Below are 15,422 nucleotides of genomic sequence, written 5' to 3' on the forward strand. Positions count from 1 at the left end.
GCTACAGCTGGCAGCCCATCTCCGGGCTGTCCTTCGGGATGGTGGTCTCGTCCGCGGGGATGGTCTGGACCGGGTCGCTGGGCTTGATAGCGGCGTCCCAGTTCTCGTTGTCGTTGGGCACCATGTCCGCGATGGTCATCGCCGAGCGGGCCTGGTTGTTGTACTCCTGGAAGGTGTACGCGTCCTGGCCCTTCGGGGTGTCCGCGACCGTCATCCCGGTCAGCTGGGCCTGGATGTCGGCCCCTTCCGTCGACCCGCCGGCCTCGACGGCCTGCACGATGGCCGAGGAGGCGGTGAACGTCCCCGAGGTGAACAGGTCCGGGACGATGCCGTAGGCGCTCGTGTAGCTGTCGACGAACGCGCTGTTGATCTCGTTGTCGTACTGGTTCCAGTGGTACCGCGAGGTGAACGGCCCGAGGTTGGCCTGGCTCAACTTCTCCTTCGTCAGTGGCTTGCCCAGCTCCTTCTGGAGCGTCTGCCCGACGATGCCGGTCGTGATCTGCGTGGCGAAGCCGCCGAACACCTTGTACGAGTAGTCACCGTTGAGGAAGGTGGTGAACAGCGCCGGGAGCGTCTGCACCGTGAACCCGGCGACGATGCCCTCGGCACCCTCGCTCTCGGCGTTGTCGAGGGGGCCCTGCCACTCCTTGTAGCCGCGGGGGAAGAACTTCTCCCCGACGATCTCGACGCCGTTGGCCTCCAGCACCGTCCGGTAGTTGTTGACGACGGCCTTCCCGAAGGAGTAGTCCGCTCCGAACAGGTACACCTTCGAGACGTCGGTGTTGTCGGCGACGTACTTGCCGCCCGAGCGGGCGTCCATCGCGGTGTTCTCACTGGTACGGAACACCGGCGCGCCACAGGTCTCGCTGTTGGCCGTGATGTCCGCCGACGCGGCGGGCCCGAGCAGCGTCGGGACGTTCGCCTGCTTCGAGACCGTCGTCGCCACGCGGCTGGCCGACGACGACGAGGTACAGCCGAACAGCAGGTCCACGCTCTCGTTCTTCACGAGGTCCTGGGCCGCGGACTGTGCGGTGTCGGCCTTCAGTTCGGTGTCGCGGACGATGAGTTCGTAGTCCACGTCGCCGACGGTGGTCGTCTTCGTCCCGGTCGAGGCCTCGGGGGTGAACTGCTCGTCACCCTTGTAGTTGAGCCCCTGGTAGAAGCCGTACATGGCCTGCTGGCCGTAGTACTTGAGGCTCCCGGAGAGTGGCTGGAGGACGCCGATCTTGACGGTTCCGCTCACGGACCCGCCCCCGCCACCGCCGCCGTCTCCCCCACCGTCCCCGCCGTCGCCGGTGCAGCCAGCGAGGCCGCCGATACCTGCTGCTGCCAGTCCAGCCAGCGCCTTGCGTCGTGTGAGTCGTTGTCGTTCCATGGCACTACCCGATACTGTGACCCAACGGGCTTCGCTCCCCGGGTTAACATATGAACTGACCGGACAGAGACGGCCCGGGGTTCACACGTGAACCCCGCGATACAGGGGGTCCGGGTCGTTATCCGAACCCATGCAGCCGACTCCGACGACGGTAACGGCAGCCGACGGGACCGACCTGCGGCTCTGGGAGCAGCCCGCGGACGGTGGTGGCGGGAACACGGCGGTCCTCCACGTCCACGGCTCCATCACGAACTCGCGGGCACTGTTCGCCCCGCCCGTCGAGGGTGACGACTCCTACTCGTGGCTGGCCGCGACCGCCCGCGAGGGTCGAACCGCGCTGGCGCTCGATATCCGTGGCTACGGGGACAGCGACCGCCCTCCGGAGCTGGACGACCCACCCGAGGCCAACGACCCGCCGGTGCGCGCACCGACGGCGGCCCGGGACATCGCCGCGGCGGTCGACGCCGCCACCGACCGGTTCGAGACCGTCCACCTGCTCGGCGTCTCGTGGGGCACGATGACCTGCGGCTACTACCTCGCCCACCACGCCGACGACGCGCCGGTCGCCTCGCTCACACAGGTCGCGCCCGTCCATCGCCCGCCGTGGAGCTTCGAGGAGGTGACGACGGCGCTCGGGGTCGATGCCGGGCTGGACGCCTACTACGACCAGACCTACGAGGGCGTTCGCGAGCGCCAGGGCGTCGCCGAGTCAGGCGAGGACCCGCTGTTCGAGGCCGTCTGGCGCGCGCAGGTCGAGTCCAACCAGGGCGTCGACGACGGGACCTACATCGCCCAGTCGGGGTCGCTGGCCGACACGGCGATGGCCTGTGAGGGCGAGCCCGTCTACGACGCGGCCGCGGTCGGGGTGCCGGCGCTCGTCCTCCGCGGGACGGACGACGCCATCTCCGTCCGCGAGGACGCGCTCGGCCTCTACGACGAACTCGGCACGACGGCCGACCGGAAGGAGTACGCCGAACTCGCGGGCGCCGACCACTACGCCATGCACGGCGCGCGCCGTGGAGGGCTGTATGCGGCGGTCTCGGACTACCACGACCGTGTGGAGCGAGACCTGGACTGAGCGGAGGGTGCCCAGTAGTATCGAAGTCCGCCGGATAATCTGTATATGCGCGGAGTAGGGGCAGAAGGCTCCGAGTGTATTCGCTATCCGTCGAGCTCATCCATCGCTTCGACCATCCGGCTGACGGCCTTCTCCTGCCCGCGGCGGAGGCGCTTCGAGACGGCTGGTTTCGAGACGCCGAACTCATCGGCGAGGTCACCCAGCGTCGCGCCCCGCGGCGACCGGAAGTAGCCCCGTTCGACGGCCGCCTCCAGCGTCTCGCGTTCGGTGTCGGTCAGGTCCTGACAGCCCTGGATGAGCGTCATGGCCGCGCCGACGTTCTCGGCGAACCCGGTCACCTCGGTCTCGTTCACCGGGTCCCGCGCGACCACCTCGAACTCGTTCTCCCGTTCCAGCCCCGCGAGGGCCTGCTCGGCCGTCGAGTCGTGGTCGAAGCCCACGTGCCACAGTTCGCTGCCGGCCTCGATGTGGAACGGGCCGGTGATGTAGCCGTCGTGGTCGCGGATGGTCCGCATCGCCGCCGTCTCGTCGATGACCGTCCGGATGTGGGCCACGTCGTCCTGCTTCGAGATGAGGCCGCACTCGCGAAGGCCGTCGTGGCCGCGCAGCACGTCCAGTCCGGCTTCGACGGCGCCGTCGTCATCGCCCTCGACCAGCATCCGCGTCTCCAGCCACCCCTCACGCCCCCCCTCGAACTCCCAGTTGACCGCCGAGAACGACACCGGCTGTGCCTCGGTGGCAGCGATGAACGGGCAGTCGTACTGCTCCATGTCGAGGGTGAGGTCTATCATGGTTCTTCCCCGGTCCTGCACGAGTTGCGTTGTCGAGGGACAAAACGGTTGCCCCTGTTGGCGTCCCGCACAGTAGCTGCTCGGAACGGCCGTGAGGCCATCTGGCGACAGGAAGGAGCGGTCTGGACGGGTTCCCCCCGACCCGTGTATCAAGCGGTGTGTGACAGGGCAGGAGACGAGAACGACGAGCGGGGTGCCGGACGCGACCGGACGGAAACCCCTATCGGTGGACCCGACGAACCCCGGTCCAACATGGTCATCCTCGCGGAGGAGGTACGTCGGCGGTACGGCGAGACGGTCGCGCTGGACGGGGTCTCGCTGTCGGTCGCCGAGGGCGAGGTGTACGCGCTGGTCGGGCCGAACGGCGCCGGGAAGACGACGCTCGTCCGCGCCCTGACCGGCACCACCGTCGTCGACGGCCGGGTCGAGGTGCTGGGCGAGGCGCCGGCGGACGTGGACCCCGAACGGGTGGGACTGCTCCCACAGGAGTTCGACCCCGCCGAGCGACTCACCGCGCGGGAACTGGTCGCCTACTACGCCGGCCTCTACGACGAGGCCCGTGACCCCGACGACGTACTCGCGGATGTCGGACTGGCGGGCGCGGATGCCCGGAAGCCGTACGAGGACCTCTCGGGCGGGCAGAAACGCCGGACCTGTGTCGCCACCGCGCTCGTCAACGACCCCGACGTACTGTTCCTCGACGAGCCGACGACCGGCATCGACCCGGCCGGCCGGCGACAGCTCTGGTCGCTGCTGGCCGACCTCGCGGACGGCGGCACGACCATCCTCCTCACCACCCACGACATGGCCGAGGCCGAGGCGCTGGCGGACCGTGTGGGACTGCTCGCCGACGGCCAGCTCGTCGCGGTGGGGCCGCCAGCGGACCTCGTCGCGGCACACGGCGGCGACAGTCGGCTCGAACTCGATATCCCGGAGGACGCGGAGGGACGGGCCGCGACGGCCCTCGAGATGGCCGGCTACCAGCTCGTCCCGGACGAGGCCGCGCTCGCGGTCACCGGCATCGACCCGCGAGAGATCGGCGACGTGGTCGAGGCGCTGGAGGCCGAGGACGTGCCGTACGAGGCGATCACGTGGAAGCAGCCCGACCTGGAGGACGTCTACCTCTCGCTGACCGGGACGGAAGTGGCCGCCGGCGGCGAGCCGGTCCCCCGGCGGCGTGGGCAGGTCCCCGCCGGAGCGTCGTCCCGCCGCGGAGGTGAGCCCTGATGGGCGCGCTCGGCCGGGTCGGGAGCGAGGCCACCGCCGCCGCGAAGGCCTTCCTCCGGCGTCGGACCGCGGTGTTCTTCACGTTCTTCTTCCCCGCCATCATCATCCTCATCTTCGGCGCGCTGGTCCAGACCCAGCCCACCGGCGGCGGGCTGTTCACCGAGCCGGCGGGCTACTACGTCCCCGGCTACCTCGCCGTCGTCGTCCTGTTCACGCCGCTCTCGCGGGTGGGGAGCGAGGTCGCGCGCCACCGCGAGGGCAACCGCTTCGAGAAACTGGCGACGACACCGCTCTCGCGCGCCGAGTGGCTGCTCGCACAGACCATCGTCAACGTCGGCATCATCGGCGCCGCCGCCGTCCTCATCCTCGTGCTGGTGGTACTGGTGACGGGCGCGGCCGGGTCGCTGACGCCGTCGCCGCTCCTGCTGCCGTTCATCGCGCTGGCCGTGGCGCTGTTCTGCGGCCTCGGGGCCATCCTCGGGCGCATCGCGGACTCGCAGGACGGCGTCGTCGCGGCGTCGAACGGTATCGCGCTTCCCCTCCTCTTCCTCTCGGAGACGTTCGTCCCGCCGGACCTCCTCCCGGCGTGGTTCGCGCCGTACCGGTTCCTGTCGCCGCTCACCTACTTCGCGCGCGGTATCCGGGAGGCGACGTACCGACCGCCGGGCCAGCTCGCGTCGTTCACCCCGAACGCCAACCCGTTCGAAGCGGGGGGGCCGCTGCTTGAACTGGGGGTGCTGGCCGTGCTGGCCGTCGCGTTCTTCCTCGCCGGCGCGTACGCGATTCCGACGACCGACTGATACGAGGTTACGTCGCGATCCTCGTGCATTCGTTCCGAACGTCCGCGGTTATCGACGAATTGCGCCCATAATACAGAAACCTCTCTCGGTCGCTGTGGGAACGTCTTTACCCACGACCGTCCGATCCGGAGGCATGGACCTCGCCTCGCTCCCGGCACGGCCGCTGAGTCTGGAGGAGTGTCGCGATCTGGAGAACAGCGGGCGGTTCCGGACGCTCGTTCCGGCGGGCGTCTTCGACCTCTCGGAGAGCGACCGCCGCCTCGTGCCAGCCGTGGTGTTCGTCACCGAGTCGTCGATCGTCGCCGCCGGGTACGTACTGGCGGCCGACGCGGACGTGGACGCGGATGCGGACGTGGATATCGACGCCGCGGCCGCCGACGCCACGGCCACGGAGAACGATCCCGGGGGCTGGACGGTCGTCACGGAGCGTCCGGCACCCGAGGGGAAGGAGGCGCTCGAGGAGCAGGTTCGGGCGGTCGGTGCGGAGCTCCGCGCGTGGGCGGAGGACCAGTCGTGGGCCGAGGACCCCAGCGCCCTGCTCGACGCGCTCTGAGCGGGTGGCTCCGTCCCGGCGCCCTCGTCTCGCACGGTCGCGAGCGCGTCCGCGACGGAGTAGCCGAACATGTCCGGGTCGGATTGGATTCGGCGAGGTGAGGACTGCACCTATATACTCGGAACGCCCCAGAATACGTAATGACGACAGATGCGGCCGGGCAGTCGATGAGCGACCCGGAGATGGCCGACGAGGGTGACGACTCCGACGTCCCCACTCCGACGCTGTTGATGGGGATACTGACCGCGGTTGCGGCGGGTGGCTTCGTGGGCTGGGCACTCCTGCCGCTCTCGACACCGGTCGCGGGACTCCCGCTGTACGCCGTGGCGGCCGTCGCGACGACGCTCTGGTCCGGTATCGCCTTCCTGCGGCGCAAGCTCCCGACCGGCGTCCTCGCCGAGGGGTTCTACCTGATGGGTGTCGCCGTACTGGCCCGGCCCGTCTCCGTCGCGCTCGCCCTCGACGGCCTCCCCGCGTTCCTGGCGGACCCGGGTGCCGTGTTCATGACGTTCATCGTGGCGGCCGTCTTCGCCACGCTCCTGCTGGTGGCGGGGTGGCGGCTCGACACCCACGCGCGCAAGACCCGGGTCCGGCGGATGCGACGGCGGGTCACGCGGCGGATGTCGCGCAAGCAGGCCCAGAAGGGGCCGATGCCGTCCGGAATGGCCGATTCCGAGGGGGGCTCTCACAGCCAGGGGTCGAACGGGAACGGCTCGGTCAGAACGGAGCAGGAACCCTGACCAGGAGCCGGACGAACTCGAACGTGTAGACGTGGTTGAGGAGGACGTACGCCGCGACGCCGAGCGTCAGCGACACCGACCAGACCGCCACCGCCCAGCGACCGACGCGGGCGTGCGCCGTCCGCCGGATCTCCTCGGTGCTGTGGCTCAGGCCGACGATGATGTTGTACAGCACGAGTGGCACCGCCAGCACGGAGAGCAGGATGTGGATGGCCAGCATCGCGAGATAGGCGATGGTCGCACCGTCGGGAGCCACGATCTCCTTCTGCCCGCCTCCCCCCGTCTTCAGCAGGTAGAGGACGAGGAACAGCAGGATGAGCGTGAACGCGCCGACCATCGCCGCCCGGTGCCGTCGCACGTCGCCGTCGCGGATGAACTTCCAGCCCGCGAGCAGCAGGACGACCGTCGTCGTGTTGATGACGGCGATGGCGTGCGAGAGGAGGTTGACCGTCTCGAGGCTGATGGTCGGGTAGATGGGGAGCCCGACGTAGAGGGTCCCGATGACCAGCGCGTACCCGACGACGGTGAGGACCGCAGTGAGTGCTCGTGGGTACTCCTTCGCTGTCCGGGAGAGGGGACCGGCGTCGGCTGTCGCCATGAGTGGCAGTTCGGGTGCCTCCCGCATGTCGGTGTCGCTTCGCGAGTCGCGCGTGCTGTGGCGTGGCGGCCCCCGGCGCGTCAGGACGGGGGATGCGCGGTCACGGTCACGTCGGCGGCCACGGTCGCATCGAACGGCGGCGCCGTCCGGAGCGGCGCGAGACGGAACAGCCGCGAACGGGCCGTCCCGCCGCCGGTCCCGGTCGCGAGGTCGAACGTGCGGGTGGCGTCCTCGTAGAACTGGATGCGGCTGTCGCCCCGCGACCGGGCGCGACCGCGAGGGTAGCCGACGACGAACTTCTCGCCGTCGCCGAGCCCCGCGACCGTCACCTCGACCGCCGAGATGCCCGGGCCGGCGGCTACCGAGCGCGTCCGCTCGATCTCGCGGTCGAACACGACGCCGGTCGCCCGCCGTTCTCGCTGCTCCGCCCGGGCGCGGACGGTGACCTCGGCGGGACCGCCGTCGGCCCGGAGCGCGAGATACGCCGCACCGCGCTCGAGCGGGCGGACCGTGGCCGTCCGCGGTCGGTAAACGTGTCTGCGGGCGACCGGCGCCCGGTTCACGAGTTCCGCGACAAGCGACCCGGCCACCGAGCGCGCCTCGACGACCACCGGCTGTCCGGGGAAGAACGGGCCGCGGACGTACTGCTGGTCGTTCACGGGCCCCTCGAACAGCGTCCCGGTCGGCGGCTCGCCCGGCCGGTACTCGAAGGTATCCGTCGGGGGCGCGACCGTCTCGTCGGGGTCCGGGACGTTCCGGTCGATTGCGGTCGGTCGTGAGGCATCGCTCCCGCACCCCGCCAGCCCGGCCAGCGTCCCCACCCCGAGGAGGAACCGCCGTCGTCGCACGGCCGTCGTCTTGGCCGCCTGGGTCATCAACGTTGCCACCGCCCGGTCACAGCCGGTCCCCCGAGCGCTTATGTGCCCCGCGGCGGTCCGTCCCCCCGTGACAGAGGAGGGGGGGACGCGGGTGGTCGACGGGGTCCGCGTCGAGACGGCGTTCGACGCCGACCGGTTCGGGATGCCGTCGATAGCCGTGCAACTCACCTCGGAGCGGGACGAGTCGGTCGCGCTCGCGCTCGCACAGCCGCTCCCCGATGGTGCCTCGGCCGCGGATGTCTCCGTCCCGGACGCGTACGCGGACGACTGGACGGTGTCCGGGGACCGACTGGTCCTCCGGGCGCGGCTCGACCCCGGCGAGACGGCCACCGCGGCGTTCGGGCTTGACGTGCCGACGGAGACGGCCCGGGCGGCACTGTCCCCGGGAGCACTGGACGTGGAACCCGTGCGTTCGATGGCGACGGCAACCGCGAATGGGACGACCACCTCCGGTTCAGGGTCATCGAGCGATGGCACAGCGGACGGTTCGTTCTCGCTCCCGGTCGGACGACGCGGCGCGGCGGTCCTGTTCCTCCTGCTTCTCCTGACGGTAGGCGTGACGCCGGCGGTGGCCGACGTGGACGGCGACGGGCTCACCGTGCTCGACGAATTCACCGGCCCCACCGAACCGTTCGAGGCCGACACGGACGACGACGGGCTCCACGACGGGATGGAACGGGCGTGGGGCGGGGAGCCGACCGACCCGGACACCGACGGGGATGGGCTCGAGGACGGTCGGGAGCGCGCGCTCCGGAGCGATATCGACGACCCGGACTCGGACGGCGACGGACTGGACGACGCTCGGGAGGCGGAACTCGGGTTCCCCATCGATCAGGCCGACATCGACGACGACGGACTGGACGACGCCCGCGAACTGGAACTCGGGAGCAGCCCCTACCGGGCCGATACGGACGGCGACGGACTGAGCGACCCGAAGGAGGCCCGTCTCGGGACCGACCCCGCCGATGTCGACACGGACGGTGACGGGCTCACCGACCGGAAGGAGGTGCAGTTCGTCAAGTCGGACCCGACCCTCGCCGACACGGACGGCGACGGCGCCGACGACCTGCAGGAGGCGCGTCTGAATCTCCCCGTGAAGGTCCCCGACGCCGACGGGGACGGCCTGCCGGACGGCCGCGAACTGGAGACGGGGGCGAACCCGTTCGTCGTCGACTCGGACGGCGACGGCGCGCTCGACGCCCTGGAGGCCGAGCAGGGGACGGACCCGTCGGTGGTCGACACGGACGGCGACGGACTCGCCCGCGAGCAGGAACTCGCCATCGGTGCGGACCCGACCAACCCGGACACCGACGGCGACAACCTCCCCGACGGGATGGAGGCGAGCGACGACTTCGCCGGGGACCCGCTCCGGTCGGACGTGTTCGTCGAGGTCGACTACATGCGCGATCTCCGCCTCTCGGCGAGCGAGCGGGCCGACCTCCGGGAGGCGTTCGCGAGCGCGCCCGTCGAGAACCCGGACGGCTCGACCGGCGTGACGCTCCACCTCGAACGGTCCGGACAGGTCCCGGTCGACGACCCGTTCACGCCCGACGACCTCGGGGCCTACAGTCGGGAGTACGGCGACACGGAGTGCCAGGGCTACCACTACGCGGTGCTCTCCGCTACCGGGGTGGACCGCCAGCCACGGGACCGGCGCGGCGTCAGCATCGGTGCCGCCATCGCCAGTAACGAGGACCCGTTCGTCTTCATGCACGAACTGGGTCATGACCTCGGACTCACGCCGAAGATCCCTGGCGTCGACTCCCGGAGCATCCCGTTCGGGACCTACGAGAGCGTGATGAACTACAACTCGCCGGAGAGCTACCTCGACTACTCCGACGGCGACAACGGCGAGCGTGACCACGACGACTGGGAACTGATCGCGACCGACCCGTGGACCCCCGCCGTGGCGCGCCCCGGCGGGCCGGTGGACGGCGACGACTGCGAGCGATGGCTCGAAGGCCGCGCCGTCGTCGGGACACCCTGACCTGGCCGGGCGCGGGCTGACCGGGGCGCCTAAACCGCTGCCGGACCCAGTACGTCCGTGCGGTCCCCGTTCAGGTCCCGCGACGAACTCGAGTTCACCAGCGGCTCCGTCGGCTGGCCGCTCTACCACCTGGCGCTCCCCGTGGTCGCGACGACGCTCCTCCAGACCGTCTACAACCTGACCGACACGTTCTGGGTCGGGCGCTATGGCAGCGCGGAACTGGCGGCGCTCACGTTCTCGTTCCCGCTGGTCTTCCTGTTCGTCGCGCTCGGCTCCGGTGTCTCGGCCGCCGGCCGCATCCTCGTCGCGCAGCACGAGGGCGCCGGCGACTCCGAGCGCGCGTCGTTCGTCGCCGGGCAGACCCTGGCGTTCAGCACGCTCGCGGCTCTCGTCGTGGCCGCCGTCGGCGCCCTCGGTATCGCTCCGCTGTTCCGGGCCATGGGCGCGGCCCCGCTGACCCGCTCCCTCGCGCTCTCGTACATGGGGTACATCCTCGCGGGGCTGCCGCTGCTGTTCCTCGCGTACGCGTTCTCCGCGCTGTTGCAGGGATACGGCGACGCACTCACCCCGCTTCTGGTGGTGCTGGCCTCGGTCCTGCTCAACCTCGTCCTCGACCCGGTACTCATCTTCGGCCTCGGACCGGTGGCGCCGCTCGGGCTCGAGGGCGCAGCCATCGCGACCCTCCTCGCGCGCGGCGTGGCCGCCGTGGCCGGCGTCGTACTCCTGCTCTCCGGCCGGGTCGAGCCGACCGTCGCGGTCGCGGACCTGCGGCCCGACCGCACCTTCCTCGGCCGGGTCGCGCGGGTCGGCCTCCCCGCGTCGCTCGAAACCGGCGCCATCGCCGCCTCCGTGACGGCCTCGCTGTTCTTGGTCGGCCAGTTCGACGCGGCCGTCGTCGCCGGGTTCGGTATCGGCGAGCGGGTCACGTCGCTGATGTTCCTGCCGGCCATCGGTGTCTCGGCGGCGACCATCACGATGGTCGGGCAGAACCTCGGCGCGGGCGAGGCCGCGCGGGCCCGGCGAGCTGCGCGACTCGCCGTCGGCGTGCCGCTCGCGGGACTGACCGCCCTGGGCCTGCTCGTCGTCCTCGCGGCCGAACCCATCGCCGGCGTCTTCTCCACCGACACGGCCGTCGTCGGCCACGCCGCGGACTTCCTGCGGGTCGTCGGGCCGGCCTACGGGTTCGAGGCCGCCGCCCGCGTCTACAGCGGCGTCTTCCGTGGCGCCGGGCGGACGGACGTGGCGCTGGCGGTCACCGGAACGACCTTCCTCCCAGTTCGGCTGGGTGTGGCGCTGGTCCTCGCGGGACCCCTGGGGTGCGGCCCGCTCGGCATCTGGGCGGGATACGCCGTTTCGGGCCTGTTCGGTGCCGCGCTCGGCTTCCTGACGGCGCGTGTCGTCGACTGGGAGGAGACCATCGTCGACCGTGGCTCCGTCACGGCCGCGACGGACCCCCCGGCCCGCGACGGTAACTGAGTCGCGGGGCGGCTGAGGGGGCTGCGCTCGCAACCCTCAAGTGAGCGCCCTCCTACCCGCGAGTATGGACCTCTCGCTGACGCCGGAGCAAAAGCAGATCAAGGAGATGGTCGCCGACTTCGTGGACGAGGAGGTCGTCCCGCGGGCCTCGGAGATCGACAACGAGGACGAGTTCCCGTGGGACCTCGTCGAGGAGATGGGCGAGCTGGGGCTCATGGGCGCGCCGTTCCCCGAGGAGTACGGCGGCGCGGGCCTTGACTACCACGCCTATCCCATCGCGCTGGAGGAGATCGCTCGCGGCTCGGGTGGCCTCGGCACCATCATGGCCGCGCACGTCTCGCTCGCGGGCAACATGGTCTACGAGTTCGGCGACGACGAGCAGAAGGAGCGGTTCCTCACGCCGCTGGCCGAGGGGACCGACATCGGCGCGTTCGCGCTCTCGGAGGCTGGCGCGGGCAGCGACGTGCCATCGATGGAGACGACCGCCGAACGCAACGGTGACGGCTACTACATCAACGGCGGGAAGCTCTGGATCTCGAACGGCTCGGTCGCCGACACGGTGACCGTCTTCGCGAAGACCGACCCGGACGCGGGCAGCAAGGGCATCTCCGCGTTCGTCGTCCGGCCCGAGGAGGACGACGGCTTCATCGTCGAGGGCACCGAGGACAAACTCGGCGACAAGGGCTGCCCGACCGCGGAACTGCGCTTCGACGACTGCTTCGTTCCCGAGGACCGCTTGCTCGGCGAGGAGGGCGAGGGGTTCGTCCAGGCGCTCAAGACGCTCAACGGCGGCCGCATCACCATCGCCGCCCGCTCGGTCGGCATCGCGCAGGCTGCGCTCGACGCCGCCGTCGACTACGCCGGCGAGCGCGAGCAGTTCGACCAGCCCATCGGCGACTTCCAGGCCATCCAGCACAAGCTCGCCGACATGGACACGAAGACCCGCGCCGCGCGCCTCCTCATGCACGACGCGGCGGACAAGAAGATGCGCGGCGAGCGCTTCCGCAAGGAGGCCGCGCAGGCCAAACTGTACGCCTCCGAGGTCTCCCGCGAGGTCGCCAACGAGGGTATCCAGATCCACGGCGGCTACGGCTACACCAAGGACTTCCCCGCCGAGCGATTCTACCGCGACGCGAAGCTCAACGAGATCTACGAGGGCACCAGCGAGGTGCTCCGGAACACCATCGGCCAGGACCTGCTGAGCTGACGCCCCCGCCCTCACCCGATAAATAGTCCCGAACCATTCGGCGGTACTGAATGGGGCTCACGGCCGCCACGTCGTCCCGTGAGCGCAGACACGGCGAACACGACGTGTGCGATGTGTACGAACGAGTCCGTCGGCCGGTTCGATTATCGAGCGCTCAACGGCTCCTACTCCGTCGAGGAACCCCTCTGTGGCGTCTGTGTGGCGCTGCTCGCTCAGGTCGGCTCCGTCGTCTCCATCGAGCCCGCTTCGGAGATGGACCTCGAGGCGGACACGCTGTCCCTGGTCACGCCGTTCGGCTCCTCGACACATGGGGAGGGGCAGGACAGGGCCGGATGGTGACATGCCGTTCCGTCACACGCGGTCGGACAACGGCACGCCGGTTCCGTCATGCGAGTCCCCCGCGCCCCTACCGTGAGGGCCCGCGTTCCGGGGCCGGGCTTCGCCGACCGATGGGTTGGTACCCCCGACACCCCTAGCGACCGCCATGACGGAGACGGTCACCGAGGGGGACGTGTCGGCCCGCTACGACGAGACCGAGGGCGAGCGGCGGCTCACGTTCGAACGCGACGGTCGCGTCGCCACCGTCGCACAGAACGCCGACGGGTACGCGATGCTGAAGGTCCGGGACGGGCCGGACGGCGACGAACTGGAGCGGTACTACGGCTTCGACATGGCGCTCGACCACGCCGCCGAGCTGCTGGGCGTCTCCCCGCACGACCTGCCGGTCCCCGAGGCCGCCACCGACATGGGGATGTGAGGTGACCGTCCGGGCCGATGCGCCGTGGACGGTCGGGTTTCTTGCCGCTGCACGCCGACGTTGCGTGCATGACCGACGATGAACTCCGAGACGCGGTCGAATCGTTCGTCGACGACGTGGACCTCGCGCTCCACGAGTACGAGGAGGGGTACGCCGACGCCGACGCGACCCTGACGGTGGTGCAGTCCCACCTCGCGGACCTCCGCGAGGTCGTCGAGGAGGACGGCAGCGAGTAGCTACTGGTCGTCGGTCGGGTCGTCGCCGGTCGGGTCGTACGGCTTCGCGATGTCGAACTTCGGCGCCCCCATCCCGACAACGCGGACCTCCTCGGCGGCGGCGTCCGGGTTGTACGCCCGGTGTGGGCTCTCCGGCTCGGCGACGAACACCTCGCCGGACTCGACGGTGTACTCGTCCTCGGGCGTCTCGACGGTGAGCGTGCCGGCCGCGACGTAGAACGCCTCCTCGCGCTGTTCGTGGTAGTGGTACGTCGTGGGGAGCTGTTCGCCCGGCGCCATCGTGTAGACGGCGAGCGCGAGCTGGGCGAGCTCGGCGGCCTCCGAGATGGAGCGACGGTCGCACGGATGGTCCGGTGATGTCGGGAGGTCGTCGGGGTCGAGAACGTGATAGCCCATAGGCGTGGCTCGGGGGCGGACGGCGAAAGCGTGGCGGCCCCCGCAGAGGGCAGCCGGCCACTCGACCCCGGCTGTCGAGTGCCGGCTGCCGACGACGGAGGGGCTTTGGGGCTCGCTCCCCTATCGGGCGTATGCACGTTGCCGTCCTCGGTGCGGGATACGCCGGGCTGACCGTCGCACGCCGGCTGGAGCGTCGTCTCCCCGATGACGTCGACATCACCGTGGTCGACGAGTCGGACACGCATCTCGTCCAGCACGAACTCCACCGCGTCATCCGGCGACCGGCCCTCCGTGAGGTCATCACGGTCCCGCTCGACGAGGTACTCGCCCGTTCCGAGGTCCGGAAGGCCCGCATCACGGACGTGGACACCGACGCCGGCGTCGCCGCGCTCGCCACCGACGACGGCACCGAGGAACTCGACTACGACTACGCCGCGGTCTGTCTCGGCGCCGAGACGGCGTTCTACGGTCTCTCCGGGGTTGAGGAACATGCCATCCCCCTGAAGCGACTCGAACACGCCGGGGCCATCCGGGAGTCGGTCCTGGCCGCCCCCGGCGGCGAGGCCATCGTCGGCGGTGGCGGCCTCTCGGGCATCCAGGTCGCCGGCGAACTGGCCGCGCTCTCGGACGCGGAGTCGCTCGACCTCGACGTGACGGTCGTCGAGATGGCCGACCGCATCGCGCCCGGCTTCGACGCCGCGTTCGCCGATACCGTCCGGGCGGAACTGGAGGCGCGCGGCGTCCACATCGAGACCGGCGCGACCGTCGAGTCCGCCGACGATGACACCGTCCACCTCGCCGACGGGCGCGAACTGGGGTACGACACGTTCGTCTGGGCCGGCGGCATCCAGGGTCCGGCGGCGACCGGCGGCGACCGTCCCGAGGTCCGCGCGAACCTCCGCGTCGGTGACACCACCTTCGTCGTCGGTGACGCGGGCCGGGTCGTCGACGAGGCCGGCGAGGCGGTTCCCGCCGCGGCACAGACCGCACTCCGCGAGGCGAAGGTCGCCGCGGCGAACATCCGAAAGCTCGTCCGCGACGGCGATGAGGGCGGCGAGGACGGGTTCGAGCCACGGCTCGACACCTACCGCTACGATTCGCCGGGCTGGGTCGTCAGCGTCGGCGACGGGGCCGTCGCGCAGGTCGGTCCCGTCGTGATGAGCGGCGAGCCGGCGAAGGCGGCGAAGGCGGTCATCGGCGCCGGGCACCTCGGCTCGGTCGGCGCCATCGGTCGCGCCTCGGACCTCGTCCGGACGGAGCTCGGGTGGCCGTCGGCCGACGATATCGACCTGCCCGCACAGCTGCTGGCTCTGAGCCACGTCG

At 70.7% G+C, this 15,422-nt stretch carries 16 protein-coding genes and 1 pseudogene; 12 read left to right on the forward strand and 5 right to left on the reverse strand.

Annotated features, from left to right (window positions below):
- Nucleotide 1 precedes the first annotated feature (1 nt).
- Nucleotides 2-1,375, reverse strand: coding sequence for an ABC transporter substrate-binding protein (locus tag NL114_RS17005; RefSeq protein WP_254822112.1), 1,374 nt, complete (start codon nucleotides 1,373-1,375; stop codon nucleotides 2-4).
- Nucleotides 1,376-1,505: 130 nt separating this feature from the next.
- Here NL114_RS17005 and NL114_RS17010 point away from each other — a divergent pair, with 130 nt between their 5' ends.
- Nucleotides 1,506-2,453 carry an alpha/beta fold hydrolase gene (locus NL114_RS17010; protein ID WP_254822113.1) on the forward strand — a complete coding sequence of 316 codons (948 nt, stop codon included), beginning with the start codon at nucleotides 1,506-1,508 and terminating at the stop codon, nucleotides 2,451-2,453.
- A gap of 83 nt (nucleotides 2,454-2,536) precedes the next feature.
- Here the strand turns inward: NL114_RS17010 and NL114_RS17015 are convergent, their stop codons facing one another.
- A complete protein-coding gene (locus NL114_RS17015; protein ID WP_254822114.1) occupies nucleotides 2,537-3,244 on the reverse strand; it encodes a helix-turn-helix domain-containing protein in 708 nt (235 codons plus the stop codon).
- A gap of 252 nt (nucleotides 3,245-3,496) precedes the next feature.
- Here NL114_RS17015 and NL114_RS17020 point away from each other — a divergent pair, with 252 nt between their 5' ends.
- From NL114_RS17020 to NL114_RS17035, 4 genes are all read left to right on the forward strand, one after another.
- Complete coding sequence (locus tag NL114_RS17020; RefSeq protein WP_254822115.1) at nucleotides 3,497-4,471, forward strand: ABC transporter ATP-binding protein; 975 nt, start codon at nucleotides 3,497-3,499, stop codon at nucleotides 4,469-4,471.
- A complete protein-coding gene (locus NL114_RS17025; protein ID WP_254822116.1) occupies nucleotides 4,471-5,271 on the forward strand; it encodes an ABC transporter permease in 801 nt (266 codons plus the stop codon). Before NL114_RS17020 ends, NL114_RS17025 begins: the two co-directional genes overlap by 1 nt.
- 133 nt (nucleotides 5,272-5,404) lie before the next feature.
- On the forward strand, nucleotides 5,405-5,824 hold the full coding sequence (locus NL114_RS17030; protein ID WP_254822117.1) for a DUF7964 domain-containing protein: 420 nt from the start codon (nucleotides 5,405-5,407) through the stop codon (nucleotides 5,822-5,824).
- Between the two features lie 140 nt (nucleotides 5,825-5,964).
- Nucleotides 5,965-6,564: a hypothetical protein gene (locus tag NL114_RS17035; RefSeq protein WP_254822118.1), complete on the forward strand. Its 600-nt coding sequence runs from the start codon at nucleotides 5,965-5,967 to the stop codon at nucleotides 6,562-6,564.
- Here NL114_RS17035 and NL114_RS17040 read toward each other — a convergent pair.
- Together NL114_RS17040 and NL114_RS17045 are read right to left on the reverse strand one after the other, a co-directional pair.
- Nucleotides 6,542-7,162, reverse strand: a complete 621-nt coding sequence (locus tag NL114_RS17040) for a DUF420 domain-containing protein (protein ID WP_254822119.1) — start codon at nucleotides 7,160-7,162, stop codon at nucleotides 6,542-6,544. The two genes, NL114_RS17035 and NL114_RS17040, sit on opposite strands and share 23 nt — an antisense overlap.
- An 80-nt stretch (nucleotides 7,163-7,242) precedes the next feature.
- The gene (locus NL114_RS17045; RefSeq protein WP_254822120.1) at nucleotides 7,243-8,010 is read right to left on the reverse strand and encodes a hypothetical protein; all 768 of its coding nucleotides are present in this window, start codon (nucleotides 8,008-8,010) and stop codon (nucleotides 7,243-7,245) included.
- Between the two features lie 97 nt (nucleotides 8,011-8,107).
- Here NL114_RS17045 and NL114_RS17050 point away from each other — a divergent pair, with 97 nt between their 5' ends.
- The 6 genes from NL114_RS17050 to NL114_RS17075 all read left to right on the forward strand — a co-directional run bounded on the left by NL114_RS17050 (nucleotide 8,108) and on the right by NL114_RS17075 (nucleotide 13,703).
- Nucleotides 8,108-10,027 carry a zinc metalloprotease gene (locus NL114_RS17050; RefSeq protein ID WP_254822121.1) on the forward strand — a complete coding sequence of 640 codons (1,920 nt, stop codon included), beginning with the start codon at nucleotides 8,108-8,110 and terminating at the stop codon, nucleotides 10,025-10,027.
- Nucleotides 10,028-10,084: 57 nt separating this feature from the next.
- Nucleotides 10,085-11,503, forward strand: a complete 1,419-nt coding sequence (locus NL114_RS17055; RefSeq protein WP_254822122.1) for an MATE family efflux transporter — start codon at nucleotides 10,085-10,087, stop codon at nucleotides 11,501-11,503.
- 64 nt (nucleotides 11,504-11,567) lie between these two features.
- Nucleotides 11,568-12,710: an acyl-CoA dehydrogenase gene (locus tag NL114_RS17060; protein ID WP_254822123.1), complete on the forward strand. Its 1,143-nt coding sequence runs from the start codon at nucleotides 11,568-11,570 to the stop codon at nucleotides 12,708-12,710.
- Between the two features lie 78 nt (nucleotides 12,711-12,788).
- Nucleotides 12,789-13,049 (forward strand): hypothetical protein, encoded by a 261-nt coding sequence (locus NL114_RS17065; protein WP_254822124.1) that lies wholly within the window; start codon nucleotides 12,789-12,791, stop codon nucleotides 13,047-13,049.
- 145 nt (nucleotides 13,050-13,194) lie between these two features.
- On the forward strand, nucleotides 13,195-13,467 hold the full coding sequence (locus tag NL114_RS17070) for a DUF7111 family protein (RefSeq protein WP_254822125.1): 273 nt from the start codon (nucleotides 13,195-13,197) through the stop codon (nucleotides 13,465-13,467).
- 68 nt (nucleotides 13,468-13,535) lie between these two features.
- On the forward strand, nucleotides 13,536-13,703 hold the full coding sequence (locus tag NL114_RS17075; protein ID WP_254822126.1) for a hypothetical protein: 168 nt from the start codon (nucleotides 13,536-13,538) through the stop codon (nucleotides 13,701-13,703).
- On the opposite strand, the gene NL114_RS17080 is transcribed toward NL114_RS17075, so the two are convergent.
- Nucleotides 13,704-14,099, reverse strand: coding sequence for a cupin domain-containing protein (locus NL114_RS17080; protein WP_254822127.1), 396 nt, complete (start codon nucleotides 14,097-14,099; stop codon nucleotides 13,704-13,706).
- Between the two features lie 131 nt (nucleotides 14,100-14,230).
- Between NL114_RS17080 and NL114_RS17085 the strand changes: the two are divergent.
- A pseudogene (locus NL114_RS17085) lies at nucleotides 14,231-15,361 on the forward strand (NAD(P)/FAD-dependent oxidoreductase); the annotation flags it as partial.
- Nucleotides 15,362-15,422: the final 61 nt, after the last annotated feature.

This window comes from Haloglomus halophilum (assembly GCF_024298885.1).
Lineage (GTDB): Archaea > Halobacteriota > Halobacteria > Halobacteriales > Haloarculaceae > Haloglomus > Haloglomus halophilum.

Coding starts and splice junctions, on each gene's coding strand:
- NL114_RS17005 (WP_254822112.1), bottom strand. CDS start 1,375: ATGGAACGACAACGACTCACACGACGCAAGGCGCTGGCTGGACTGGCA.
- NL114_RS17010 (WP_254822113.1), top strand. CDS start 1,506: ATGCAGCCGACTCCGACGACGGTAACGGCAGCCGACGGGACCGACCTG.
- NL114_RS17015 (WP_254822114.1), bottom strand. CDS start 3,244: ATGATAGACCTCACCCTCGACATGGAGCAGTACGACTGCCCGTTCATC.
- NL114_RS17020 (WP_254822115.1), top strand. CDS start 3,497: ATGGTCATCCTCGCGGAGGAGGTACGTCGGCGGTACGGCGAGACGGTC.
- NL114_RS17025 (WP_254822116.1), top strand. CDS start 4,471: ATGGGCGCGCTCGGCCGGGTCGGGAGCGAGGCCACCGCCGCCGCGAAG.
- NL114_RS17030 (WP_254822117.1), top strand. CDS start 5,405: ATGGACCTCGCCTCGCTCCCGGCACGGCCGCTGAGTCTGGAGGAGTGT.
- NL114_RS17035 (WP_254822118.1), top strand. CDS start 5,965: ATGACGACAGATGCGGCCGGGCAGTCGATGAGCGACCCGGAGATGGCC.
- NL114_RS17040 (WP_254822119.1), bottom strand. CDS start 7,162: ATGGCGACAGCCGACGCCGGTCCCCTCTCCCGGACAGCGAAGGAGTAC.
- NL114_RS17060 (WP_254822123.1), top strand. CDS start 11,568: ATGGACCTCTCGCTGACGCCGGAGCAAAAGCAGATCAAGGAGATGGTC.
- NL114_RS17070 (WP_254822125.1), top strand. CDS start 13,195: ATGACGGAGACGGTCACCGAGGGGGACGTGTCGGCCCGCTACGACGAG.
- NL114_RS17075 (WP_254822126.1), top strand. CDS start 13,536: ATGACCGACGATGAACTCCGAGACGCGGTCGAATCGTTCGTCGACGAC.
- NL114_RS17080 (WP_254822127.1), bottom strand. CDS start 14,099: ATGGGCTATCACGTTCTCGACCCCGACGACCTCCCGACATCACCGGAC.